Origin of the sequence: Pseudomonas sp. VI4.1 (assembly GCF_002029345.1) — a bacterium.
Lineage (GTDB): Bacteria > Pseudomonadota > Gammaproteobacteria > Pseudomonadales > Pseudomonadaceae > Aquipseudomonas.
This window is the reverse complement of the sequence record NZ_MULM01000124.1, coordinates 1-24692: the sequence shown is the minus strand read 5'-3', so window position 1 is coordinate 24692 and position 24692 is coordinate 1. Positions and strand designations below refer to the sequence as shown.

Below are 24692 nucleotides of genomic sequence, written 5' to 3'. Positions count from 1 at the left end.
GGCCTTTCCCGTGCGTCCGCACGAGCGGTAGTCTGGCAAGATCCAAGGCAGGCTTTCAAGGAAAGACCCATCCTTTGTTTGCACTGAGCGAAGTGCACACGTCACACCCCGCCCAGAGCCTAGCACTTAGCCCTGCAACGCACTCAAGGTCAGGTCCAGACACTTGCGTGCCTTTGTTACCAGCTCATCGATTTCAGCCGGTGTAATCACCAGGGGCGGAGCGATGATCATGGTGTCGCCGACGGCGCGCATGATCAGGCCGTTTTCGAAGCAGAAGGTGCGGCAGATCATGCCAACGCCCTTGCCCTCGTAACGTTTGCGAGTGGCCTTGTCCTGAACCAGTTCGATGGCCCCCAACAGACCGACGCCGCGCACTTCCCCCACCAGCGGGTGATCGTTCAGCTCCCGCAGACGCTTCTGCAAATAGGGTGCCGTTTCTGTACGAACGCGCTCGACAATTTTTTCTTCGCGCAGGATGCGGATATTTTCCAGGGCCACCGCAGCGGCCACCGGGTGCCCGGAATAGGTGAAGCCGTGGTTGAAATCGCCCCCTTCGTTGAGCACCGCCACCACTTCGTCACGCACGATCAGGCCACCCATCGGGATGTAACCGGAGGTCAGGCCTTTGGCGATGGTCATCATGTCGGGCTTGAGGCCGTAGAAATCGGTACCGAACCACTCACCGGTGCGACCAAACCCGCAGATCACTTCGTCCGCCACGAACAGGATGTCGTACTTGGCGAGGATTGCCTTGATGCGCGGCCAGTAGGTGTCTGGCGGAATGATCACGCCGCCGGCACCCTGGATCGGCTCGGCAATAAAGGCCCCGACGTTGTCGACACCGACTTCCAGGATCTTCTCTTCCAGCTGATTGGCGGCCCAGGTACCGAACTCATCCGGCGTCATGTCGCCACCTTCACCGAACCAGTACGGCTGGGCGATGTGGACGATGCCCGGGATCGGCAAATCGCCCTGTTCGTGCATGTACGTCATGCCACCCAGGCTCGCGCCGGCCACGGTCGAACCGTGATAGCCGTTCTTGCGGCTGATGATGACCTTCTTCTTCGGTTGGCCCTTGATCGCCCAATAGTGCCGAACCATACGCAACATGGTGTCGTTGCCTTCGGAACCGGAACCGGTGAAGAACACATGATTCATGCCTTCAGGCGCGATGTCGGCGATGGCCTTGGCCAGTTCCAGCACCGGCGGGTGAGCGGTCTGGAAGAACAGGTTGTAATAAGGCAGTTCGCGCATCTGTTTGCTGGCGGCATCGGCCAGTTCATCGCGACCGTAGCCGATCGCTACGCACCACAGGCCGGCCATGCCGTCGAGGATCTTGTTGCCTTCGCTGTCCCAGAGGTAAACACCCTTGGCGCTGGTGATGATCCGCGGGCCTTTCTCTTTCAGCTGCTTGAAATCGCTGAACGGGGCCAGGTGGTGATCGTTGCTCAGGGTTTGCCATTCACGGGTTTGCGGGTTGTTGCTGGTCATGCGAACTCTCCTAAGATTTTCAGTGAAGGGCGCGGCAATTTCCCGCCGCGCCCGGCGCATCAGACGGCAAAGAGCAGGAATTCCCGCTCCCACGAACTGATCACGCGCTTGAAGTTTTCATGCTCGGCCCGCTTGACCGCGACGTAGCCAGTGATGAATTTCTTGCCCAGGTATTTCTCGACGGTCGCGCTGTTTTCCATGCGCTCCAGCGCGTCCTCGATGGTCAGCGGCAGGCGCAGGTTGCGGCGTTCATAGCCGCGCCCCACGACCGGCGCACTTGGGTTCAGGCCTTCGACCATGCCGATGTAGCCGCACAGCAGGCTCGCGGCGATGGCCAGGTACGGGTTGGCATCGGCCCCCGGCAGGCGGTTTTCCACCCGACGGTTTTGCGGCCCCGCATCCGGAACCCGCAGGCCCACGGTGCGGTTCTCTTCGCCCCACTCCACGTTCACCGGCGCCGAGGTGTCCGGCAGGAAGCGGCGGAACGAGTTGACGTTCGGAGCGAACAGCGGCAACAGCTCGGGGATCAGTTTCTGCAAGCCACCGATGTGGTTCAGGAACAGCTGGCTCATGGTCCCGTCTTCATTGGAGAAGACGTTCTTGCCGGTCTCGATGTTGATGATGCTCTGGTGCAAATGCATCGCGCTGCCCGGCTCGCCGGTCATCGGCTTGGCCATGAAGGTGGCCGCCACGTCATGCTTGAGTGCGGCCTCGCGCATGGTGCGCTTGAACACCAGGATCTGGTCGGCCAGGGACAGGGCATCGCCGTGACGGAAGTTGATTTCCATCTGTGCGGTGCCGTCCTCGTGGATCAGCGTGTCGAGGTCCAGCTCCTGCAGTTCGCACCAGTCGTAGACGTCTTCGAACAGCGGATCGAACTCGTTCGCCGCCTCGATCGAGAACGACTGGCGACCGGTTTCCGGGCGGCCGGAGCGGCCAATCGGCGGTTGCAGCGGATAGTCCGGGTCCTCGCTGCGCTTGGTCAGGTAGAACTCCATTTCCGGCGCCACGATCGGCTGCCAACCGTGGTCGGCATAGAGTTTCAGGACCTTCTTGAGCACGTTGCGCGGCGACAGCTCGATCGGGTTGCCTTGCTTGTCGTAGGTGTCGTGGATCACCTGGGCAGTCGGCTCGATGGCCCAGGGCACCAGGAACACCGCATTCGCGTCCGGCCGGCAGATCATGTCGATGTCGGCCGGGTCGAGCAGTTCGTAATAGATGTCGTCTTCGACATAGTCGCCGGTCACGGTCTGCAACAGAACGCTCTCGGGCAGGCGCATGCCTTTTTCGGCAATGAACTTGTTGGTCGGCGAAATCTTGCCCCGGGTGATCCCGGTCAAGTCGGCGATCATGCATTCGACTTCTGTGATCTTGTGGTCTTTCAACCAATCGGTGAGCTGGTCGAGGTTGTGACTCATAAATGCCTCTTAGGCTGAGTTTCCTGACTCTTATAAGTCAGGCGTTGTTTGACGCATCGGCGTCGCTTGGTACAGATTGCCACTGCAAGGGCCGCGCACAAAGGCCCACCTCGACAATGTCATGGGTCAACCAGCGCGTAGAGGGGCGTGCAGAATCATGAGCAGGTCTCGGCACATTGGCCGGGCCACTAGCGTAAAACGGTTCTATATTAGAAACAGAGCCGGTAAAGAGAATGGCGTCCGGACCGTCCAGAATATCGGACAGGGACGGCACATCCGGCAGGGATGGAACAATCAACGGCACGCCCTTGGCCGCGGAGGCTGCGGCGTGGACGTAAGTGTCGCCACTGATGTGATAAGCATGCAGACCGATCTGCCCGGGGCAGAGGGTGACGCCGATTAACGGCAGGCGAGACATGAAGCACCCCGGTATTATTGCTGTTATGGGTTTGAATCGAGCTTAGCCTTGTTCATTTTTTTACACAACACCCCCGTAAAAAATACAACACGGCCCGCTCAAGCCCGCGGCCGGCAAAGCGCTCAAAGGCATAAAAACGCGCCAAACTGCCGCAAAAAAGCCTTACGAGCGCTTTTTTAGGGCAAAAAAGGCCTTACTTGACTTCGGCATGCCGTTCGGGTTGACTGGAAACCGAAGAGATCAATGATTGATATTTTTAACAACAAAGGTGTTGCATCATGTCGGTACCCCCGCGTGCCGTTCAGCTTAACGAAGCGAACGCGTTCCTTAAGGAACATCCTGAGGTTCTGTACGTTGACCTTCTGATTGCGGATATGAATGGTGTGGTGCGCGGCAAGCGCATTGAACGCACCAGTCTCCACAAGGTTTACGAGAAAGGCATCAACCTGCCGGCCTCTCTATTTGCTCTGGATATCAATGGCTCGACGGTGGAAAGCACCGGCCTGGGCCTGGACATCGGCGATGCTGACCGAATCTGCTATCCAATCCCTGACACCCTGTGCAACGAGCCCTGGCAGAAGCGCCCTACCGCGCAACTGTTAATGACCATGCACGAACTCGAAGGTGAACCTTTCTTCGCGGATCCCCGTGAAGTCCTGCGTCAAGTTGTTACCAAGTTTGACGAGATGGGCCTGACCATCTGCGCCGCGTTCGAACTGGAGTTCTACCTGATCGACCAGGAAAACGTGAACGGCCGTCCACAGCCGCCACGCTCGCCAATCTCCGGCAAACGCCCGCATTCGACTCAGGTGTACCTGATCGACGACCTCGACGAATACGTCGACTGCCTCCAGGACATTCTGGAAGGTGCGAAGGAGCAAGGCATCCCGGCCGACGCCATCGTCAAGGAAAGTGCCCCGGCGCAGTTCGAAGTGAACCTGCACCACGTGGCCGACCCGATCAAGGCCTGCGACTACGCGGTCCTACTCAAGCGCCTGATCAAGAACATCGCCTACGACCATGAAATGGACACCACCTTCATGGCCAAGCCTTATCCGGGCCAGGCGGGCAACGGTCTGCACGTCCACATCTCGATTCTCGACAGAGACGGCAAGAATATTTTTGCCAGCGAGGATCCCGAGCAGAACGCCGCACTGCGTCACGCGATCGGCGGTGTGCTCGAGACCCTACCGGCGCAGATGGCTTTCCTCTGCCCGAACGTCAACTCCTACCGTCGTTTCGGCGCACAGTTCTACGTGCCGAACTCGCCGTGCTGGGGCCTGGACAACCGTACCGTGGCGATCCGCGTCCCGACCGGTTCTTCCGATGCCGTGCGCATCGAACACCGTGTGGCCGGCGCCGATGCCAACCCGTATCTGTTGATGGCTTCGGTCCTGGCAGGCGTGCACCACGGCCTGACCAACAAGATCGAGCCGGGCGCACCCGTGGAAGGCAACTCCTACGAGCAGAACGAGCAGAGCCTGCCGAACAACCTGCGCGATGCACTGCGCGAGCTGGACGACAGCGAAGTCATGGCCAAGTACATCGATCCGAAATACATCGATATCTTTGTCGCTTGCAAGGAGAGTGAGCTGGAAGAGTTTGAACATTCCATCTCCGACCTTGAGTACAACTGGTACCTGCATACCGTTTAAGCGGTTGCAGTGAAAACAACGTCGCCGGCCTCACAGCCAGCGGCGTTTTTTTATGGCCGCCTTCGGCGGTTCGCTGGCAAGCCAGCTCCTACAGGGGATCTTTAGCGAATACAGATCTTGTGCTCGACACACAACCTGTAGGCGCCGGCTTGCCGGCGAAGGCGTCCTGGAAGACAACACACAACCCTGCTCGTACAATGCCCGCTGCCCCCGCAGGAGACTTCAATGACCCGACTCGCCACCCCACGCAAACCCCGCGCCCGCAGCCAGGCCCGGATCGATTCGATCCTCGATGCCGCCCGCACGCTGCTGGCTGCCGAAGGCGTGGCCAGTCTGTCGATCTACAGCGTCGCTGAACGCGCGCAGATCCCGCCCTCCTCCGTCTACCACTTCTTCGCCAGCGTCCCGGCCCTGCTCGAAGCCCTGACCGCCGACATCCACGCCGCCTTCCGCGCTTGCCTGCAAGCGCCCATCGACCACGGCGCCCTCAGCGGCTGGCGCGACCTGTCGCGGCTGGTGGAACAGCGCATGCTCGAGATCTACAGCGAAGACGCCGCAGCCCGGCAACTGATCCTCGCCCAGCACGGCCTGACCGAAGTCACCCAGGCCGACCGCCAGCATGACATCGAGCTCGGAGACCTGATGCACAAGCTGTTCGATCATCACTTCGAACTGCCAAGGCTGCCGAGTGAAGTCGATGTGTTTGCACTGGCCATGGAGTTGGGGGATCGGGTGTATGCGCGCTCGGTGCAGCAGCACGGGCAGATTACGCCGCGGATGGCGGAGGAAGGGATGCGGGTGTTTGATGCGTATCTGGGGCTGTATTTGCCGCCGTATTTGCCGAAGCGCGCTATATCGACCTGATTTTTTTGTTGTCCGTGCGGGCCTCTTCGCGAGCAAGCCCGCTCCCACACTAGACCGCTGCCATGCGCAAAATTTTTTGTACACCACAGATCAAATGTGGGAGCGGGCTTGCTCGCGAAGGCCGCACCACCGCACTCACTGATTCACACCCACAAAAAACCCCAAAGGGCTCACGCCCTCCGGAGTCGGGTGCACCGCATGCGCTCACAACTTGGCGATCGACACCTCGGTGGATTTCACAAACGCGATCACTTCGCTGCCAACCACCAGCTCCAGCTCTTTTACCGAGCGCGTGGTGATCACCGACGTCACGATGCCGGAAGCGGTCTGCACGTCGATTTCCGAAAGGACATCACCCAGGACGATTTCCTTGATCGGGCCCTTGAACTGGTTGCGAACGTTGATGGCTTTGATAGTCATGATGTTGATTCCTGTCGTAGAGGTGAGGCTTTGAGTTATTGCGCCCAACGCAATTGCGTAGGCAACGGTGAAACAGGTTCCGGCTCCGGCGGCTGTCCGGGCAGCGCCAGGACGCGGTTGAGCACTTCGGTTTCCAGTGCCGCCAGCCGATGGGAGCCGCGAACCCGAGGGCGTGGCAGTTCCACGAGCAGATCGAGACCGACTTCACCGTCTTCGATCAGGATCACCCGATCGGCAATCGCCACCGCTTCACTGACGTCGTGGGTCACCAGCAACACGGTAAAGCCGTGCTTTTGCCAGAGGCGTTCGATCAGCTGCTGCATTTCAATGCGAGTCAAGGCATCCAGGGCGCCCAGGGGCTCGTCCAGCAACAGCAAGCGCGGTTGGTGGATCAGCGCGCGGGCCAGGGCCACACGTTGCTTCTGCCCACCGGACAAGGCCGCCGGCCACTCGTTGGCGCGGTCCGCCAGGCCTACCGCTTCCAACGCTTCCAACGCTTGCGGCCGCCAATTGCCCTTGAGCCCGAGACCGACGTTGTCGATCACCTTCTTCCAGGGCAATAGACGCGCTTCCTGAAACATCAGCCGGGTGTCTTCCCGCGCCTCGCTCAGCGGCGCGGAGCCGGCCAGCAATTCACCGCCCGTGGGTTTGTCGAGCCCGGCAAGCAAGCGCAGCAAGGTACTTTTGCCACAGCCGCTGCGACCGACGACCGCGACGAATTGACCGGCTGGAATATGCAGGTCGATCTCGCGCAACACTTGCCGCGAACCAAAGGTTTTTTGCAGCTTGCGCACCGCCAGCGGAATACCGCGCAGCAGGCGTGGAGGTTGTTGAGCAGTCATGCGGCACCTCCTTTAACGACCTGGTAGGCCGGATGCCAGCGCAGCCACACACGTTCAAGCCCACGGGCCGCGAGGTCGGCGAGTTTGCCGAGCACCGCGTACAGCAGAATCGCCAGCACCACCACGTCGGTCTGCAGGAACTCCCGGGCATTCATCGCCAGGTAGCCGATGCCGGAGCTGGCGGAGATGGTTTCCGCGACGATCAGGGTCAGCCACATGAAGCCCAGGGCGAAGCGCACACCGACCAGAATCGAAGGCAGAGCACCGGGCAGGATCACCTGACGGAACAGGCTGAAACCGGACAAGCCATAACTGCGGGACATTTCCACCAGCGCTGGGTCGACGTTGCGGATGCCGTGATAGGTGTTGAGGTAGATCGGGAACAACGTGCCCAGGGCGACCAGGAAAATCTTCGCCGACTCGTCGATGCCGAACCACAGGATCACCAGCGGAATCAACGCCAGGTGCGGTACGTTGCGGATCATTTGCACCGAGCTGTCGAGGAGGCGTTCACCCCATTTCGACAGGCCGGTGATGAAACCCAGGGTCAGGCCGATGCCGCCGCCAATGGCGAAACCCAGCGCCGCACGCCAGCCGCTGATGGCCAGGTGAGTCCAGATTTCACCGCTGCGGACCAGGCTCACGCCGGCTTCGATGACGGCAATGGGCGCGGGCAGGATTCGCGTCGACAACCAGCCCGCCGACACCGACAGCTGCCATACCGCCAGCAGCAACACCGGCAACGCCCAGGGCGCGAGGCTATGAATAAGTTTCTTCATGGCCCGCCTCAGCTCTGGGACGCGGCTTTGGGAAGAATGTCGTTGGCGACCATTTCACCAAACGGGCTGACATACCCGCCGCTTTTCGGCAATTCCGGACGTTCGATGTCCAGGTGCGGGAACAGCAATTCGGCGACGCGGTAGGATTCTTCCAGGTGGGGATAACCGGAGAAGATGAAGGTGTCGATGCCCAGCTCCGCATATTCCTTCACGCGGGCGGCCACGGTCGGGCCGTCGCCCACCAGCGCCGTACCGGCACCACCGCGCACCAGGCCAACGCCGGCCCACAGGTTGGGGCTGACTTCCAGGTTGTCGCGACTGCCGCCATGCAGTGCCGCCATGCGTTGCTGGCCGACCGAATCGAAGCGTGCCAGGGAAGCCTGGGCGCGGGAGATGGTTTCGTCGTCCAGGTGCGAGATCAAGCGATCGGCCGCTTGCCACGCCTCGGCATTGGTTTCACGCACGATCACATGCAGGCGAATGCCGAAACGCACGGTACGTCCGAGCTTCGCGGCTTTGGCGCGTACTTGTTCGATCTTCTCGGCCACGGCCGCAGGCGGCTCGCCCCAGGTCAGGACCATTTCGACCTGCTCTGCCGCGAGGTCTTGCGCCGCTTCCGAAGAACCGCCGAAGTACAGCGGCGGACGCGGTTGCTGGATCGGTGGATAGAGCAGCTTGGCACCCTTGACGCTGATGTGCTGACCGTCGTAATCGACGGTTTCGCCTTCCAGCACCCGACGCCAGATGCGGGTGAATTCCACCGAAGCCTGGTAGCGCTCTTCGTGGGTCAGGAACAAACCGTCACCGGCCAGTTCGTCCGGGTCGCCACCGGTGACCAGGTTGAACAGTGCACGACCGCCGGACAGGCGATCCAGGGTCGCGGCCTGACGCGCCGCCACCGTCGGGGAAATGATCCCGGGGCGCAGGGCGACAAGGAATTTCAGGCGCTGGGTCACCGGAATCAGCGACGCCGCCACCAGCCACGAGTCTTCGCAGGAGCGCCCGGTGGGGATCAACACCCCGCCGAAGCCCAGGCGATCCGCCGCTTGCGCGACTTGCTGCAGGTAACCGTGGTCGACGGCGCGAGCGCCTTCGGCGGTGCCAAGGTAATGGCCGTCGCCGTGGGTAGGCAGGAACCAGAAAATATTGAGGCTCATGGAGTGGTCTCCTTAGGAAATCGGATTATTGCGTTTTGGCAACGGCCGCCGGCGGCGTCCAGATCACGTCTTTGATGCTCAGCGGCTTGGGAATCAGCTTGAGCTGATGGAAGCTGTCGGCAATTTTCTGTTGGGCGGCGACCACTTCAGGGGTCAGGAACAGTGCGCCGTAGCCCTGGCGTTTCACCGAGGTCAGGGTGATGTCTTCCGGCAGGCCGAGCAGCGGCGAGACCTGTTTGGTCACCTCGACGGGATTGGCCTTGGACCATTCACCGACCGCGCGCACTTCTTCCACCAGGGTCTTGATCACCTCGGGATTTTTCTGCGCGTAGGGTTTGGTTGCCAGGTAGAACTGATGGTTGTCGACGATGCCTTGGCCATCACGCAGGGTGCGGGCTTGCAACTGCTGTTCGGCAGCCGCCTGGTACGGGTCCCAGATCACCCAGGCATCGACGCTGCCACGCTCGAACGCGGCGCGGGCATCGGCCGGTGGCAGGAACACGGTCTGGATGTCGGTGTATTTGAGGCCGGCGTCTTCCAGCGCACGGACCAGCAGGTAGTGCACGTTGGAGCCTTTGTTCAGGACGACTTTCTTGCCCTTGAGCTCCTGTACCGATTTGATCGGCGAGTCCTTCGGCACCAGGATCGCTTCGCTGTGCGGCGCCGGTGGTTCATAGGCGACGTAGAGCAGATCGGCGCCGGCCGCCTGGGCGAATACCGGTGGCGTTTCGCCGGTGACGCCGAAGTCGATGGAGCCGACGTTCAGGCCTTCCAGCAGCTGCGGGCCACCGGGGAACTCGGTCCATTGCACGTCCACGCCTTGGGCGGCGAGGCGTTTTTCCAGGGTGCCTTTGGCTTTGAGCAGCACCAGGGTGCCGTACTTTTGATAACCGATCCGTAAGGTCTCGGCCTGAGCTTGAGTAATGACGCCGAAGGACACAGCCGCAGCAAACAGAGCGACCAGACCACGACGCAAAATGACAGTGCGCATGGCGCTCTCCTTTTTGCAGTAGGGTTTTGGCTGCACCTGCTTGCCCGTTAGCGGGCCAGTAAGGTGAGTACTTCACATTCAGGTGTGGCTAAAGTGCGGGCTTAAATGCTCCAGCGAGCACTCAACAAACGTTCATTCAACAGGTTCGGGTCGATCGGCTTTGGCCGTCGGGCCATGGCGCTGAAAAACAGCTCCAGCGATTCGCTCAATCGTTGCTCCAGCTCCGGCGCCAATTGCGCCAGGGCGCTGCCTTCGCCATAAGCGATCTGGCTGTCGACGGCGAAAATCCCATGGAGCATTTCCTGGGCCTTCAATGCCGACAACACCGGCTTGAGCGCGTAATCCACCGCCAGCATGTGGGCGATGCTGCCACCGGTGGCCATCGGCAACACCACTTTATGGGCCAGCGCGCGCTCGGGCAGCAGGTCCAGCACGGTTTTCAATGCGCCGGAGAACGATGCCTTGTAGACCGGGGTCGCGATCAGCAGCCCGTCAGCATTTTCAATCTGTTGCAGCAGGTCGATCACCTTCGGGCTGTCGAACCGTGCGTGCAGCAAGTCTTCGGCCGGGAAGTCCCGTACCTGATAACTCACCACTTCCACACCTTGCTCCTGCAACCAACGTTGCGAGCGTTCCAGCAGCACCCCGGAACGGGAGCGTTGGCTGGGACTGCCACCGAGTGAGACAACCAGCATTCAGACGATTCCTTGTACGGTGTTGGCGATTCGCGGTTTGCGGTCTCGCGTTGATGGAGAGACCTTAACAGGTGATTTATATATCTATAAATCATAATTATTCATTTAGTTATTCGTTAAAGTTCTATGTGAACTATTTTTCCCCAGGTAAAAAAAAAGGCCATCGAAATGGCCTGAAATCCCCTGCTTTTATGGATGACTTGAATCTTGCACTGGCCGGTCTGCCGCCTTCGCGGGCAAGCCCGCGATAGCGATTGCGGCCATACAGCATTATCTGTTCGGCTGCGGCGTCAGACGCAGGTACGGCTTCACCGCGCGATACCCCTGGGGAAAACGTTTCCTGATCTCATCTTCATCCTTGAGCGACGGCACGATCACCACTTCATCACCGTCCTGCCAGTTGGCCGGGGTTGCCACCTTGTAGTTATCCGTGAGTTGCAGCGAATCGATCACCCGCAGGATTTCATTGAAGTTACGACCGGTGCTCGCCGGATAGGTGATGGTCAACCGGACCTTTTTGTTCGGGTCGATCACAAACAACGAACGTACGGTCAAGGTGTCATTGGCGTTGGGGTGGATCAGGTCATAGAGGTCCGACACCTTGCGATCGGCATCGGCCAGGATCGGGAAGTTGACGATCGTGTTCTGGGTTTCGTTAATGTCTTCGATCCATCGGTGGTGCGAATCCACCGGGTCTACCGACAACGCGATGGCCTTGACCCCACGTTGGGCGAACTCGTCTTTCAACTTGGCCGTGAAGCCGAGTTCAGTAGTGCACACGGGTGTGAAGTCCGCCGGGTGGGAAAACAGCACGCCCCAGCTATCGCCCAGCCACTCGTGAAAACGGAGGGTGCCGACGCTGGAATCCTGTTCGAAATCGGGGGCGGTATCGCCCAGTCTGAGGCTCATGGTGCTGCTCCTGGTGAGTGCTGGATGAGCCCAACTGTGCCTGTATTTTTTATCCATTAAAAAGAATAAATATCGATTTGTTTAGACCATAAATGAATATTAAATATCTGTTCACTGGACTTGATCCTGCCGCGGGGCGACCCTCCGCGACAAGGTTCGAGAAGGCCTTGAGTCGCTGCAAAAAAGCGCGATTTCGACGAAGGCTCACGGCGTGAGCCTGCTATCGAAAACGTAAAAGCCCCGCCCGGCGTGATGCCGGGCGGGGCTTTTTTACATCGCTGACGCGAGCGCTATTACAACAGCGGGATCGAGTAGCTGAGGATCAGGCGGTTTTCGTCCTGGTCGCGAACGCCCGGGATGTTGGTGCGCCATGTCGCGTTTTTCCACATGAAACCAACGTTTTTCAACGGCCCCTCAGGTACGACGTAACCCACGGTCAGGTCGCGTTCCCACTCGGAACGGTTGGCGTTGTTTTGCACACCACCGGCGTTGACGGTATCGATGTCGTCGCCACGCAAGTAAACCAGGCCAGCGGTCAAGCCAGGCACGCCGACCTTCGCGAAATCGTAGGCATAGCGAGCCTGCCAGGTGCGCTCACCGGCACGGCCAAACTTCTGGATCTGCATGTCAGTGATGGTGTAGTTCGACGAACCGTCGCCCTGGTTCAACCAAGGGAAGTCGCTGCTACCGTTGCTGACCTGGTAACCGGCACCGAAGGTGTGACCGGCAACGGTGTACAGGAACAGACCGCTGTACAGGTTGTTGTCGACCTTGCCCTTGCCGCTAGGCATACCGGTGTAGTTGCCGTTGCTGTAGTAAGCCGGGGTATTGCTGTTGGCACCGTCATCGGAGCTGTTGAAGTAGCGCAAGTCAGACTTCAATACGCCCGGACCGATGGCCCAGTTATGCACCAGCCCCAGGAAGTGCTGCTTGTAGAAGTCTTCGAGGTTGCCGTAGTAATACTGGGCCGTCAGGTCTTTGGTGATTTTGTAGTCACCGCCGCCGTAGATGAATTTGTTGCTGTTGGCGACACGCGGGTTGGCGCCACCGATGCTCAGCTCTTCATTGCTGCTGGAGTTACGGCCCTTGACGTGCTCGATCTGGCCACCGATCAGGGTCAGGTTTTTGATCTCGCCGGAGGTGATCTGGCCACCCTGCCAGGTTTGCGGCAACAGGCGACCGTCGTTGGTCACGATAACGGGCAGTTTTGGCTGCAGGGTGCCCAGCTTCAACTCGGTCTGGGAGATCTTGGCCTTGGCCGTCAGGCCCAGGCTGGAAAAGTTATCGACCGCTTCGCCGTTGGATTCGCTTGGGAAAACGGTGCCACCGTAGGCCGCGCCGTTGGCTGCACCGTTAGTGCCGCCGCCCGAATCCAGACGCACGCCCAACAGGCCGATGGCGTCGACGCCGAGGCCTACGGTGCCTTGGGTATACCCGGAGATGAACCGCAGATCGAAGCCTTGGCCCCATTCTTCGTTTCTGCTTGGATTGGCAGCACCGCTACGGTTATCCGTGTTGATGTAGAAGTTGCGCAGCCCCAATGTTGCCTTGCTGTCTTCGATGAAACCGGCGGCGCCTGCCTGCTGCGCCAAAACCCCTACGGCCACAGCCAGGGCCAAGGTGGACTTGTTCATGTTTCGCTCCTTTCATTTCTAATTTTTTACGGTCCAGGTCCTGGGTCGAGTGCCCGGATCCTGGAGGCGCAATCAGCGCCGTGCTGCGGTTGCCCACCGCGATGCGGCCGGCATGATAATCGCAAAATAATTTATTTCATCATTTTTTTATTCCATTAAGGAATATAGATTTGCAGCCTTTATCCAGGGCCGGGGTACGGGGCATCCGCCAGTAAGCCAAATCAAATCGGGTTGTTACTGCTGTCTGAGGCGGGTGTTTACCGGGCCTGACGAGTGCCTGATGGATGCACTTTAAGGGGCGGAAACAAAAACTAAAAAGAATAAAAAATTAGCATAATTGACAATTTTGGAATAACAAAAAAAAATCCAAAAAAAAGCCTCGCCCCAGCAGGGCAAGGCTTTTTCGGAATATCTGTTACAGGAAGCTATAGGTGTAGTTGAAGATCAGACGGGTCTGGTCCTGGTCGGCAATACCGGTATCGCTGCCACGGTAGGTGCCATGACGCAGTGTCGTGCCGAAACCTTTCAGAGGACCCTGCTGGATAACATAGTCCACTCGCAAGTCGCGTTCCCACTCGGACTGATCGCCACCAACGCCGTTGGCGGCTTTGATGTTATCGCCGTGCAGGTAGGCAATCGAGGTTTTCAGGCCTGGAACACCCAGGGAAGCGAAGTCGAGGGTGTACTGGCCGAAGGTGGTGTTTTCACCAGCCCGGACGAAGCCGTTGATCATCGAATCGGTAAACGAATAGAAGCTCGCGCCGCCGGCCCCTTCGTTACGACCGTTGCCATCGACCACGTTGCCCTGGTTCAGGTAAACGAAGCCGCCGTCATCGCTGACACGCTGATGGCCGAGCAGGAACGCGTTGGCACCCAGGGTATAGGTGAACATGGCGCTCCAGGTCTTGTTATCGACCTCGCCCGGTGTCTTGGCGTAACCGCCGTTGTTATTGAACCGGTAGCCCACATCGCCGTTCTTGCCGTCGGAGCTGCTGTCGAAATAGCGCAGGTCAGACTTGAAGGACTGGTTGGCGCTGATCGGGAGGACGTGCACCAGGCCGAAGAAGTTCTGCTTGTAGTAGTCTTCCAGGTTCGCATGGTAGTACTGCAGGGTGAGGTCTTTGGTGACCTTCCAGTCCGCACCGGCATAACGGAATTGGTTGCTTTCCTCGGTACCGCCAGCCACTGCCAGGCCGGTGGTGTTGGACGAAGCACGGCCCGCAGCGTGCTCGAGCTGGCCGACGTTGAGGGTCACGTTGTCGATTTCCTTGGAGGTGATGGTGCCACCTTCAAAGGTCTGGGGCAGCAGACGGCTGTCGTTCGCTACCAGAATCGGCATGTTGGGTTGCAGGGCGCCACCATAGTGGGCCTCGGTCTTCGAGAAGCGCGCCTTGACGTTACCTGCCACGCGGCTGTACGTGTCCGATGCCGAACCGTCGGTGTCGCTTGGGAAGAACGAGTTGTTATCCGGATGATGACCACGGCCACCCTCGAGGTGGATACCGAGGAGCGCCTGGGCGTCAAAACCAAAACCGACAGTACCTTGGGTGAAGCCGGACAGATAATCGAACTTCAGGCCTTCAGCGGTTTCGCGCTGATCCGCGCCGCCATCGCGATTATCGTTGTTGTAGTACATGGTGCGGGAACTGACGGAAGCCTTGCTGTCTTCGATGAAACCCGCGGCGCCTGCCTGCTGCGCCAAAACCCCTACGGCCACGGCCAGAGCCAAGGTGGACTTGTTCATTGTGTCGCTCCTCTCGTTTCTAATTCTTGTAGTCCTGGTCCCGGGTCATCTGCCCGGGATCCTAAGATGCGCGATTAGCGCCAGACCGTGACCCACAAGTCAATCGTAACCATGTGTGTCTACGACCATAGTCTAATCCCCGGTTTTTTAGTCATTGAGCGGTCACGAGCTCGTCATAAACCCAAAAAGAACTATCAAAAAAAATTTTTACGCTTTTTGGAATAAAGCCCACCCGCGAAATAGAGCGGTCGCCCTAAACGCAAATTCCTAAAAGGTATTTGTAAGAAATTTTTTAGATCGATAGGCCCTGACGCGATTCGGTAACATTCCCCCCGAAAACGGCGATGCCAGCCAACCAAACGCGCACTATCCGGTCGATTTATTACAGTTTGTGTATCGCTCGCATTTTCTCTGACGGATCATGCGACGAACCCTGTAGGAGCCGGCTTGCTGGCGAAGGCGGCGTGTCAGGCGACATCAATGTTGAATGTGATGGCCTCTCCGCTGGCAAGCCAGCTCCTACAGGGGTCGTGTCGAAGAATGGACAGACCCCAATAGGTGTCAGAGGGTTTTTTCGAAGATCTTCGAGTTGCGCTGATAGTTGTACAGCGAAGCCCGGGCCGATGGCAGGCGTTCGACACTGCTTGGCACAAAACCACGCTCGCGAAACCAGTGGGCGGTCCGGGTCGTCAGGACGAACAAGGTATTGAGCCCCTGCGCCCGTGCGCGGGTCTCGATCCGTTCCAGCAGCTCATCCCCGCGCCCGCCATGGCGGTACTCCGGGTTCACCGCCAGACAGGCCAGCTCCCCGGCATCCGAATCGGCAATCTGATACAGCGCCGCACAGGCGATGATCATCCCTTCGCGCTCGACCACGCTGAACTGCTCGATCTCACGCTCCAGCACTTCGCGGGAACGGCGCACCAGAATCCCCTGCTCTTCCAGCGGGCTGATCAGATCCAGCAACCCACCAACGTCTTCAATGGCCGCTTCGCGCACAATTTCGAATTGCTCCTGGGCCACCAGCGTACCGCCACCATCACGGGTGAACAGTTCGGTCAGCAATGCGCCGTTTTCGACATAACTGACGATATGACTGCGGGCGACACCGCCGCGACAGGCTTCAGCGGCTGCGTCCAGAAGTTCGCCCTGATAGTCGCTGCCCAAACGCTGCAAATGCGCCGGCACCTGCTGCGGACGCAACTCGCGAACCAGACGCCCGTTTTCGTCGATAAGGCCGAGGTCGGCGCCGAACAACAGCAGTTTGTCCGCCTCGAGGTCGATGGCCGCGCGCGTGGCGACATCTTCGCAGGCGAGGTTGAAAATCTCGCCGGTCGGCGAGTAGCCCAACGGCGACAGCAGCACGATGGAGCGCTCATCCAGCAGGCGATTGATGCCCTTGCGATCGACCCGGCGCACCTCTCCGGTGTGGTGATAGTCGACGCCTTCCAGCACGCCGATCGGCCGCGCCGTCACCAGGTTGCCGCTGGCCACCCGCAGGCGCGAGCCCTGCATCGGCGATGAGGCCATGTCCATCGACAGGCGCGCTTCGATGGCGATGCGCAACTGGCCGACCGCATCGATCACACACTCAAGGGTCGCGGCATCGGTGATGCGCATGCCGTGGTGGTAATGCGGGGTCAGGCCGCGGGCGGCAAGGCGGGTTTCAATTTGTGGACGGGAACCGTGCACCAGCACCAGTCGCACGCCCAGGCTGTGCAACAGCACCAGGTCGTGGACGATATTGCCGAAGTTCGGGTGCTCGACGCCGTCGCCGGGGAGCATGACGACAAAGGTGCAATCGCGGTGGGCGTTGATGTAGGGCGAAGCGTGACGAAGCCAATTGACGTATTCGGGCATGAACCTGGGCCTGTTATAAATAGCAGCCAAAAAATGGGCGAAACAGAAAATGCACAGCGGGCTGATGGTTATCGTCGGAACAGGCTAGGCGACACGCGCGTTCTCCTCATGCATACGGGTTGGAACCCTGGCAATTTAACCGCCCCCTGTAGGAGCGAGCTTGCTCGCGAAGGATGTGAGAGCACCGCATGCATTCAGGCAGCCCCCGTCATCGTTAACGTCCATCGCGAGCAAGCTTGCTCCTACAAAGGGGTTTTGGCCGGTGTCAGGCAGTAATGTTCAATCAGTTGACGTAATAGATGCACCGTAGGCTGCAAACGTGACATTTCGAGGTATTCCCCCGGTTGGTGGGCGCAGGCGATATCGCCAGGGCCGAGCACCAGTGTTTCGCAGCCAAGGCGTTGAAGATAAGGCGCTTCGGTGCCGAATGCCACTGCTTCGGCGCGATGGCCGGTGAGCTTTTCCGCGACCTGGACCAATTCCGCATCCTCGGCCTGCTCGAAGGGCGGCACTTCGGGAAACAGCGGTGCGTAATCGATCTTCACCTGATGCCGCTCGGCAATGGGCCGAAGCTTCTGCAGAATCTCCGCGCGCAGGACCTTGGGGTCCATGCCCGGCAATGGCCGCAGATCGAACTCCAGCGAGCACTGGCCGCAAATGCGGTTGGGGTTGTCGCCGCCATGAATGCAGCCGAAATTCATGGTCGGGTGCGGCACACTGAACTGCGGGTTGCGATATTCACGCTGCCACAACAGACGCAGCCCGCGCAGTTCGCCGATGGCATCGTGCATGGCTTCGAGGGCGCTGTGGCCCAGGCGCGGGTCCGAGGAGTGACCGCTCTGGCCGAGGATATCGATGCGCTCCATCATGATGCCTTTGTGCATCCGGATCGGTTTCAGCCCGGTCGGCTCGCCGATCACTGCGGCACGGCCCAGCGGTCGCCCGGCTTCGGCCAGGGCTCGCGCCCCGGACATCGAGCTTTCTTCATCACAGGTGGCAAGAATCAGCAGCGGCTGTTTGAACGGTTGCGCGAGCAGCGGAATGACCGCTTCGATGACCAGGGCGAAAAAGCCCTTCATGTCGCAACTGCCCAGCCCGACCCAGCGGCCGTCGACTTCGGTCAGCTTCAGCGGATCGGTCTGCCACAGCGCGGCGTCGTACGGCACGGTGTCGCTGTGGCCGGCGAGGACGAGGCCACCGGGGCCGGAACCGAAAGTGGCCAGCAGATTGAATTTGCCGGGGCTGACCTGCTGGATATCACAGGCAAAACCCAGATCGCCCAGCCACGTCGCCAGCAAATCGATGACCGCTCGGTTGCTTTGATCGAGGCTGGCCTGGGTACAGCTGACGGACGGTGCAGCGATCAGCGCAGCGAACTGATCTTTCATGGACGGCAAAGGCATCGCTGACTCCAACTCCCGGATTGAAGTCCATCATAGAACCATCTGGCGACAGGAATAAACCGTCGCGGCCGTCACCCAGCGTCAACAGACCCTATCTTCAATCAGTCCTGTACACTGCACGACCTTGGCAGCCACACATTCCCCCGGCTGCGCTCCCGATCCTGGATTTTCCGGCCATGCAGAAAGAAACCGAAATCAAACTCCGCGTCAGCCGCGAAACCCTCGCCGCGTTGCGCGAGCACCCGCTCCTGAAAAAACGCAACAAAAGTGGCTGGGAACGCCGTGAACTGATGAACCAGTACTTCGACACGCCTGAGCGCGACCTGGCCCGCGCCAAGGTTGCCCTGCGCCTGCGCCGCGATGGCGAAGAAGTGATCCAGACCCTCAAGACCCGTGGCCAGAGCATTGCCGGCCTGTCCGAGCGTAATGAATACGACTGGAACCTGCCCAAAGCCAAGCTCGACGTGAAGAAACTCGACGGCGAATGCTGGCCTGAAGCGCTGGCCGAGCTGGACAAGAAAACCCTGAAGCCGATCTTCACCACCGACTTCGTTCGCGAACGCGCTGAAATCGCCTGGGGCCGCGGCAAGACCAAAGTGGTCATCGAAGCCGCGCTGGATTTGGGCCACGTCATCGTCGGCAAGCAGAAAGAAGAAATCTGCGAACTGGAGCTGGAGCTGCGCGAAGGCGATCCGTCCGCGTTGCTGGAACTGGCTGCCGAACTGGCCGCGACCCTGCCGCTGATGCCATGTGACATCAGCAAGGCCGAGCGCGGTTATCGCCTGTACGACGCCCACAGCTATTCGCTGAGCCTGCCGGCACCGCAGATCAGCGCCGAAACCCCGCTGGACGACGCGTTTGCCGCGCTCAGCTGGCACTTGCTCGGCAGCAGCCAGCGCTTGGCCGAGCAGTATCGCTTCAATGGTCACTGGCGCCTGTTGCAGGACTGGGTCGAGAACCTCGCGGAACTGCGCGCGCTGCTGAGCAGCCTGGGTCAGGCCGCTCCGCGTCAGTCGACGCACGATCTGCGGATCGCGCTGGACGCCTTGCTCGAAGACTGGCGTCCGCTGGTACAAGCCGGTCTGGACGACGAAGACGTGCGCAAGGCAGCCCCGGAGCAATTTCTCGAAGAACTGGAAGACCCGCGTTGGGGCCTGTTCTCCCTGAACACCTCGCGCTGGTTGCTGGCCCGCACCTGGACGACCGATCGCAACGTGCGTGGCAATCGCCAGGGCGCTGCGCAGCTGGGTAGCTGGTTGCCGCGCCTGTTGGGCGAAGAAGCCACCTCGTTGCAATTGCAGCGTTATCAGCAGCAGCCAGAAGATCTGGCCGAACAACTGCCGCGTATCGAGCGCATCCAGGCCTGGCTGCACCATGCCCGTCATGTGCTGGACATCCCGGAAATGGATCGCCTGTATGGCGAGCTGAAACAGCTTGCGCTGCTGGCTAACGAGCCGATCACCGATGAATCGCTGGATGCGCGTAAGCAGCAGGCGATTGCGGTGTATCAGAATCGTGCCTGGAAAATGCTGCTGCGCATGTAAGACCGCCTTCGCTGGCAAGCCAGCTCCTACAAGGGATCGCCGAAATCCTGTAGGAGCTGGCTTGCCAGCGAAGATGCCCGCCAATTCACCACAAAATCCTAGACCGGCAAACTCGTGGTGGACTTGATCTCCGACAGCGCCACAATCGAATTGACCTCCTGAATCCCCGGCACCATCGACAACTTCTCGAAGAAGAAGCGCTCATACGCTTCGATATCCGCCGTGACGATCCGCAGCATGAAATCCACCGACCCCATCAGCACATAACACTCCAGCACTTCGGGAAACCCACGAATCGCCTCGGTGAACCCGGTGAAGTTCGAACGCCCGTGGGCGTTGAGTTTGATTTCGGCAAAGATCTGCGTATTGAGACCGATCTTCTTGCGATCGAGCAAGGTGACCTGAGCGCGGATGATCCCCTCCTCCTTCATCCGCTGAATCCGCCGCCAGCACGGCGACTGCGAAAGGCCCACCTGTTCGGCGATCTGCGCGCTGGACAGTGAAGCGTCCTCTTGCAGCAACGCGAGAATCTTGCGGTCGTAGCTGTCCAACTGGCTGTGCATAGATAAACCCAGGATTGATATTTCTACGAATTGACTGATTCGATAAATCGCTTATAAGCCCAATCATAGATAAGAAATGCCGGGCAGCGAATGTAAAAATTTCTCCAGTGATTTTGGAGTCCGACCATGCCGCATCTGGAAGCTGTATCCACCCCGCCCAACCGTGCCGATGTCTGGAACATCAGCAACGCTCACTGCCGCGTGCACTATCAAATGCTGGCCGAAGCCGAGCCGGATCTGCTGTGCCGGGCGCTCAACCTGTTCGCCTTGCAATGCCTGACGCCGCAACAGGTCAACGTGCAGCGCCGGGACGACCTGCTGTCGATCGACATCGTCATGGACGGCCTGAGTTGGCACCGGGCCCAGGTGATCGCGGAAAAACTGCGTAACCTGATCAGCATCTGCTCGGTGGATCTGCAAGCGGCTGATTCTGCGTGGGGCCAAGCGGCGCAGGCGGCGGGCTGAAAAAACCTGACACGGCTTCGTCGGGTAGTGGCCCAACGGTCTGCGGGTCCGCGACTATCCTTTGCGAACTGTTGTTCACGAGGAGCCCGCATGTCCGTTCAACTTGTCATTCAGGACCGCTGGCTGGATCTCAATGAGTTACTGCGCGAGTTGGTTGCCCAAGGCTTTATCAGCCAGGATTCGGCCGAGCACGCGCTCAATGCCCGACGCCGTCACGCCACCCATGGCCAGATGCACCCGTTGGAATTCATCGCCAGCCAGCACCTGGAAGACCTCAGCCGTCCCGGCAAACACCTGGATCTGGAAAGCCTGACCCTGTGGCTGTCGCAGCAGGCCGGCCAGCCTTACTTGCGCATCGATCCGCTGAAAATCAACGTCGCGGCCATTACTCCGCTGATGTCCTATGCCTTCGCCCAGCGCCACAAGATTCTCGCCGTCTCCATCGACCGAGACGCGGTGACCGTGGCCAGCGCCCAGCCCTACGTCAACGGCTGGGAAGCGGACCTGACCCACGTGTTGAAACTGCCCATCAAGCGCGTGGTGGCCAATCCGGTGGACATCCAGCGCTTCAGCGTGGAGTTCTTCCGCCTGGCCAAATCGGTCAGCGGCGCGACCAATGCCGACCAGCAAACGAGCACCCTGGGCAACTTCGAACAGTTGCTCAACCTCGGCGCCAGCGACCAGGAGCCGGACGCCAACGATGCGCACATCGTCAACATCGTCGACTGGCTGTTCCAGTACGCGTTCCAGCAGCGGGCCAGCGATATCCACATCGAACCCCGGCGCGAGCAAGGCACCGTGCGGTTTCGCATCGACGGCGTGCTGCACAACGTCTATCAGTTCCCGCCGCAGGTGACCATGGCCATCGTCAGCCGCCTGAAGAGCCTGGGGCGAATGAATGTCGCGGAAAAACGCAAACCCCAGGACGGCCGGGTAAAAACCAAGACCCCGGACGGCGGCGAAGTCGAGCTGCGGCTATCGACGTTGCCGACCGCGTTTGGCGAAAAAATGGTCATGCGGATATTTGACCCGGAAGTGTTGCTCAAGGATTTCGATCAGCTCGGGTTTTCAGGCGAAGACCTGCGCCGCTGGCAGGACATGACGAGCCAGCCCAACGGCATCATTCTGGTGACCGGGCCGACCGGTTCGGGCAAAACCACCACGCTCTACACCACGCTCAAGAAACTGGCGACGCCGGAGGTCAACCTCTGCACCATCGAAGACCCGATCGAGATGGTCGAGCCGGCGTTCAACCAGATGCAGGTCCAGCACAACATCGACCTGACGTTCGCCGCCGGGGTGCGTGCGCTGATGCGCCAGGACCCGGACATCATCATGATCGGCGAGATCCGCGATCTGGAAACCGCGGAAATGGCGATCCAGGCAGCCCTGACCGGTCACCTGGTGCTCTCGACCTTGCACACCAACGACGCACCCAGCGCCATCAGCCGTCTGCTGGAACTCGGCGTGCCCCATTACCTGATCAAGGCCACCGTGCTCGGCGTCATGGCCCAGCGGCTGGTCCGCACCTTGTGCCCGCACTGCAAGGCGCCGCTGACATTAGGTGAAGAAGACTGGCAAACCCTGACCAGACCCTGGCAAGCGCCATTACCCGGCAACGCCCAACGCGCCATCGGCTGCCTGGAGTGCCGCGACACCGGTTATCGCGGGCGAGCCGGGGTCTACGAAATCATGCAGCTGACGGACGGGGTCAAGGCGCTGATCAACCCCGACACCGATCTGATGGCGGTACGGCGCCAGGCATTCAAGGAAGGCATGCGCAGTTTGCGGCTGTCGGGGGCACAGAAAGTCGCGGCAGGTTTGACCACGATCGAAGAAGTGCTGCGGGTAACGCCGCAGAGTGAGCAGAAATAAACCCTATTGTGTCTCCTTTTGATGCGAGGGCCGACTTGCAGTACTTATCCCCGACCCACGCCGCTACACTCCTGCGATCGCCATTTCATTGATCAACAGGGAATTGTTATGCAGATCGGTAGCGTGCTTTTACTTTTTGTCGGCCTGGTGGTCGCCATTCTGTTCATGGGTTTCAAGGTTGTGCCGCAGGGTTATCAGTGGACGGTCGAACGTTTCGGCCGTTACACCAACACCCTCAAGCCGGGCTTGAACATCATCATTCCGGTCATGGACCGCATCGGTCGCAAGATCAACGTGATGGAAAGCGTGCTGGATATCCCGCCGCAGGAAGTCATCACCGCCGACAACGCCACGGTGCAGATCGACGCGGTGTGCTTCTTCCAGGTGGTCAACACCGCCCAGGCCGCCTACGAGGTGAACAACCTCGAACACGCGATCCGCAACCTGCTGCAAACCAACATCCGTACCGTACTGGGTTCCATGGAACTGGACGCGATGCTCAGCCAGCGTGACGGGATCAACGAAAAGCTGCTGCGCACCGTCGACGAAGCCACGGCGCCGTGGGGCATCAAGATCACCCGGATCGAGATCAAGGACATCAGCCCGCCGGCCGACCTGATGGCGGCCATGTCGGGGCAGATGAAAGCCGAGCGGATCAAGCGCGCACAAATTCTTGAAGCCGAAGGCCTGCGTGCCGCCGCCATCCTGACCGCCGAAGGCAAGAAGCAGGCGCAGATCCTGGAGGCCGAGGGGGGGCGTCAGGCCGCATTCCTCGAAGCCGAAGCCCGTGAGCGTCAGGCCGAGGCCGAAGCCCAGGCGACCAAAGTGGTGTCCGAAGCCATCGCTGGCGGTAACGTGCAGGCGGTCAACTACTTCGTCGCGCAGAAGTACATCGATGCGCTGGGCAAACTGGCGTCGGCCAACAACAGCAAAGTGATCCTGATGCCGCTTGAGGCCAGTTCGATGATCGGCGCGGTCGGCGGCATCGGTGAAATCGTCAAGGCCACGTTCGATAACAAGAAAGCCTGAGGCGCGCCATGTGGGCATTTCTGCAGCATTTATCGTTCTGGGACTGGCTGGCATTGGGCACCGTGCTGCTGATACTCGAAGTGTTCGGTGCCGGCGGCTATTTGCTGTGGATCGGCATGGCCGCAGCCGCCGTGGGTGTGTTGACCTTTGTCGCGCCGCATCTGTCCTGGGAGTTTCAGTTTCTGCTGTTCGGCCTGCTCTCGATCGCCACCGCGCTGTACTGGTGGCGACGTCAGCGTAGCGCCGTGCGCGAGAGTGATGAGCCGAACCTGAATCTGCGCGGCCAGGAACTGATCGGCAGAACCTTTGTGGTGCATGAAGCGATTATCGATGGTCGCGGCAAGATCAAGGTCGCCGACGGCGTGTGGATGGCCCGGGGTCCTGATGCAGCAACGGGTAGCCGGGTTCGCGTGGTCGGGCAGCAAGGGGCGATTTTGCTGGTGGAACCGGCTGAATGAGCGATGAGGGAACTCGACTGGGGGATTGGCAATCAAACGCCGTAGTTTATCCAGTGGAGTCACCCCCTATGCGTCTCAAACTTGCTGTCGCTACCCTCGCCTTGCTGTCCCTTCCTGTAGGTTCGGCGATGGCCGATAGCTTTTGGCGTAACGTCATCTCTTCCGGTGCAACCACCGGCTCGACTTACCTGACTTTCAAGGATCACAAGTTGATCGTTGCCGCCCAGGACGATGCCGGCAGCTTCGTTGCCAGTGACGGCGGCATCCGCGGCCCGTATCTGGAAGCGGCGATGCAGAAAGTCCGCGCCGACAACCCGGGCCTGCAGGCCACGGACATGGAATTGGCCAATGCGATTCTGGCGAAGAATGCGGTCGCGTCGGAATAAGCTGTACTGCTGAACAAAAAATGCCCCCTGTAGGAGCTGGCTTGCCAGCGAAGGTGGGTCAGCCACATTGATGTCGACTGACACTCCCTCGC

22 protein-coding genes and 1 pseudogene are annotated in these 24692 nt (G+C 59.8%); 8 read left to right on the top strand and 15 right to left on the bottom strand.

Features of this window, described 5'->3' with window-relative positions; translation table 11 throughout:
- Window positions 1-126: 126 nt before the first annotated feature.
- From BZ163_RS08525 to BZ163_RS08515, 3 genes and pseudogenes are all read right to left on the bottom strand, one after another.
- Window positions 127-1491, bottom strand: a complete 1365-nt coding sequence (locus BZ163_RS08525; RefSeq protein WP_128870574.1) for an aspartate aminotransferase family protein — start codon at window positions 1489-1491, stop codon at window positions 127-129.
- A 59-nt stretch (window positions 1492-1550) separates the two neighbouring features.
- Complete coding sequence (locus BZ163_RS08520; RefSeq protein ID WP_128870573.1) at window positions 1551-2909, bottom strand: glutamine synthetase family protein; 1359 nt, start codon at window positions 2907-2909, stop codon at window positions 1551-1553.
- A 136-nt stretch (window positions 2910-3045) separates the two neighbouring features.
- Window positions 3046-3327: pseudogene (locus BZ163_RS08515) on the bottom strand (gamma-glutamyl-gamma-aminobutyrate hydrolase family protein); the annotation flags it as partial.
- A 278-nt stretch (window positions 3328-3605) separates the two neighbouring features.
- On the opposite strand from BZ163_RS08515, the gene BZ163_RS08510 reads away from it, so the two are divergent.
- Both BZ163_RS08510 and BZ163_RS08505 read left to right on the top strand, forming a co-directional pair.
- Window positions 3606-4982: a glutamine synthetase family protein gene (locus tag BZ163_RS08510; protein WP_054616983.1), complete on the top strand. Its 1377-nt coding sequence runs from the start codon at window positions 3606-3608 to the stop codon at window positions 4980-4982.
- Window positions 4983-5207: 225 nt separating this feature from the next.
- On the top strand, window positions 5208-5846 hold the full coding sequence (locus tag BZ163_RS08505) for a TetR/AcrR family transcriptional regulator (protein ID WP_128870571.1): 639 nt from the start codon (window positions 5208-5210) through the stop codon (window positions 5844-5846).
- Between the two features lie 204 nt (window positions 5847-6050).
- On the opposite strand, the gene BZ163_RS08500 is transcribed toward BZ163_RS08505, so the two are convergent.
- The 11 genes from BZ163_RS08500 to argE form a co-directional block, all read right to left on the bottom strand.
- Window positions 6051-6266, bottom strand: a complete 216-nt coding sequence (locus BZ163_RS08500; protein WP_128870570.1) for a molybdopterin-binding protein — start codon at window positions 6264-6266, stop codon at window positions 6051-6053.
- A gap of 35 nt (window positions 6267-6301) precedes the next feature.
- Window positions 6302-7108, bottom strand: coding sequence for an aliphatic sulfonates ABC transporter ATP-binding protein (ssuB, locus tag BZ163_RS08495; RefSeq protein ID WP_128870569.1), 807 nt, complete (start codon window positions 7106-7108; stop codon window positions 6302-6304).
- Window positions 7105-7887 carry an aliphatic sulfonate ABC transporter permease SsuC gene (gene ssuC, locus BZ163_RS08490; RefSeq protein ID WP_128870568.1) on the bottom strand — a complete coding sequence of 261 codons (783 nt, stop codon included), beginning with the start codon at window positions 7885-7887 and terminating at the stop codon, window positions 7105-7107. Before ssuC ends, ssuB begins: the two co-directional genes overlap by 4 nt.
- Window positions 7888-7895: 8 nt before the next feature.
- Window positions 7896-9044, bottom strand: coding sequence for an FMNH2-dependent alkanesulfonate monooxygenase (gene ssuD / locus BZ163_RS08485; RefSeq protein ID WP_128870567.1), 1149 nt, complete (start codon window positions 9042-9044; stop codon window positions 7896-7898).
- Window positions 9045-9069: 25 nt separating this feature from the next.
- Entirely contained in the window at window positions 9070-10035 is a 966-nt protein-coding gene (locus tag BZ163_RS08480; RefSeq protein ID WP_128870566.1) for a sulfonate ABC transporter substrate-binding protein, read from the bottom strand.
- Between the two features lie 101 nt (window positions 10036-10136).
- Complete coding sequence (gene ssuE, locus BZ163_RS08475; protein WP_128870565.1) at window positions 10137-10730, bottom strand: NADPH-dependent FMN reductase; 594 nt, start codon at window positions 10728-10730, stop codon at window positions 10137-10139.
- Window positions 10731-11000: 270 nt separating this feature from the next.
- On the bottom strand, window positions 11001-11639 hold the full coding sequence (locus BZ163_RS08470; protein ID WP_128870564.1) for a peroxiredoxin: 639 nt from the start codon (window positions 11637-11639) through the stop codon (window positions 11001-11003).
- A 293-nt stretch (window positions 11640-11932) separates the two neighbouring features.
- A complete protein-coding gene (locus BZ163_RS08465; protein ID WP_128870563.1) occupies window positions 11933-13273 on the bottom strand; it encodes an OprD family porin in 1341 nt (446 codons plus the stop codon).
- A 415-nt stretch (window positions 13274-13688) separates the two neighbouring features.
- Complete coding sequence (locus BZ163_RS08460; RefSeq protein WP_128870562.1) at window positions 13689-15017, bottom strand: OprD family porin; 1329 nt, start codon at window positions 15015-15017, stop codon at window positions 13689-13691.
- 561 nt (window positions 15018-15578) lie between these two features.
- Window positions 15579-16877, bottom strand: coding sequence for an amino-acid N-acetyltransferase (gene argA / locus BZ163_RS08450; RefSeq protein WP_128870561.1), 1299 nt, complete (start codon window positions 16875-16877; stop codon window positions 15579-15581).
- 242 nt (window positions 16878-17119) lie between these two features.
- Window positions 17120-18280, bottom strand: coding sequence for an acetylornithine deacetylase (gene argE / locus BZ163_RS08445; RefSeq protein WP_128870560.1), 1161 nt, complete (start codon window positions 18278-18280; stop codon window positions 17120-17122).
- Window positions 18281-18456: 176 nt separating this feature from the next.
- Here argE and BZ163_RS08440 point away from each other — a divergent pair, with 176 nt between their 5' ends.
- On the top strand, window positions 18457-19824 hold the full coding sequence (locus tag BZ163_RS08440; RefSeq protein ID WP_128870559.1) for an inorganic triphosphatase: 1368 nt from the start codon (window positions 18457-18459) through the stop codon (window positions 19822-19824).
- Window positions 19825-19922: 98 nt separating this feature from the next.
- On the opposite strand, the gene BZ163_RS08435 is transcribed toward BZ163_RS08440, so the two are convergent.
- Window positions 19923-20387, bottom strand: coding sequence for an Lrp/AsnC family transcriptional regulator (locus tag BZ163_RS08435; RefSeq protein WP_128870558.1), 465 nt, complete (start codon window positions 20385-20387; stop codon window positions 19923-19925).
- Window positions 20388-20513: 126 nt separating this feature from the next.
- On the opposite strand from BZ163_RS08435, the gene BZ163_RS08430 reads away from it, so the two are divergent.
- The 5 genes from BZ163_RS08430 (at window position 20514) to BZ163_RS08410 (ending at window position 24600) form a co-directional block, all read left to right on the top strand.
- Window positions 20514-20852, top strand: coding sequence for a hypothetical protein (locus BZ163_RS08430; protein WP_128870557.1), 339 nt, complete (start codon window positions 20514-20516; stop codon window positions 20850-20852).
- Window positions 20853-20942: 90 nt separating this feature from the next.
- Entirely contained in the window at window positions 20943-22727 is a 1785-nt protein-coding gene (locus tag BZ163_RS08425) for a GspE/PulE family protein (RefSeq protein WP_128870556.1), read from the top strand.
- Window positions 22728-22835: 108 nt separating this feature from the next.
- A complete protein-coding gene (locus BZ163_RS08420; protein ID WP_008150402.1) occupies window positions 22836-23756 on the top strand; it encodes an SPFH domain-containing protein in 921 nt (306 codons plus the stop codon).
- Window positions 23757-23764: 8 nt separating this feature from the next.
- Entirely contained in the window at window positions 23765-24214 is a 450-nt protein-coding gene (locus BZ163_RS08415) for an NfeD family protein (protein WP_128870555.1), read from the top strand.
- Window positions 24215-24282: 68 nt separating this feature from the next.
- Window positions 24283-24600 carry a DUF2388 domain-containing protein gene (locus BZ163_RS08410; RefSeq protein ID WP_007951791.1) on the top strand — a complete coding sequence of 106 codons (318 nt, stop codon included), beginning with the start codon at window positions 24283-24285 and terminating at the stop codon, window positions 24598-24600.
- The last annotated feature ends 92 nt before the right edge of the window (window positions 24601-24692 follow it).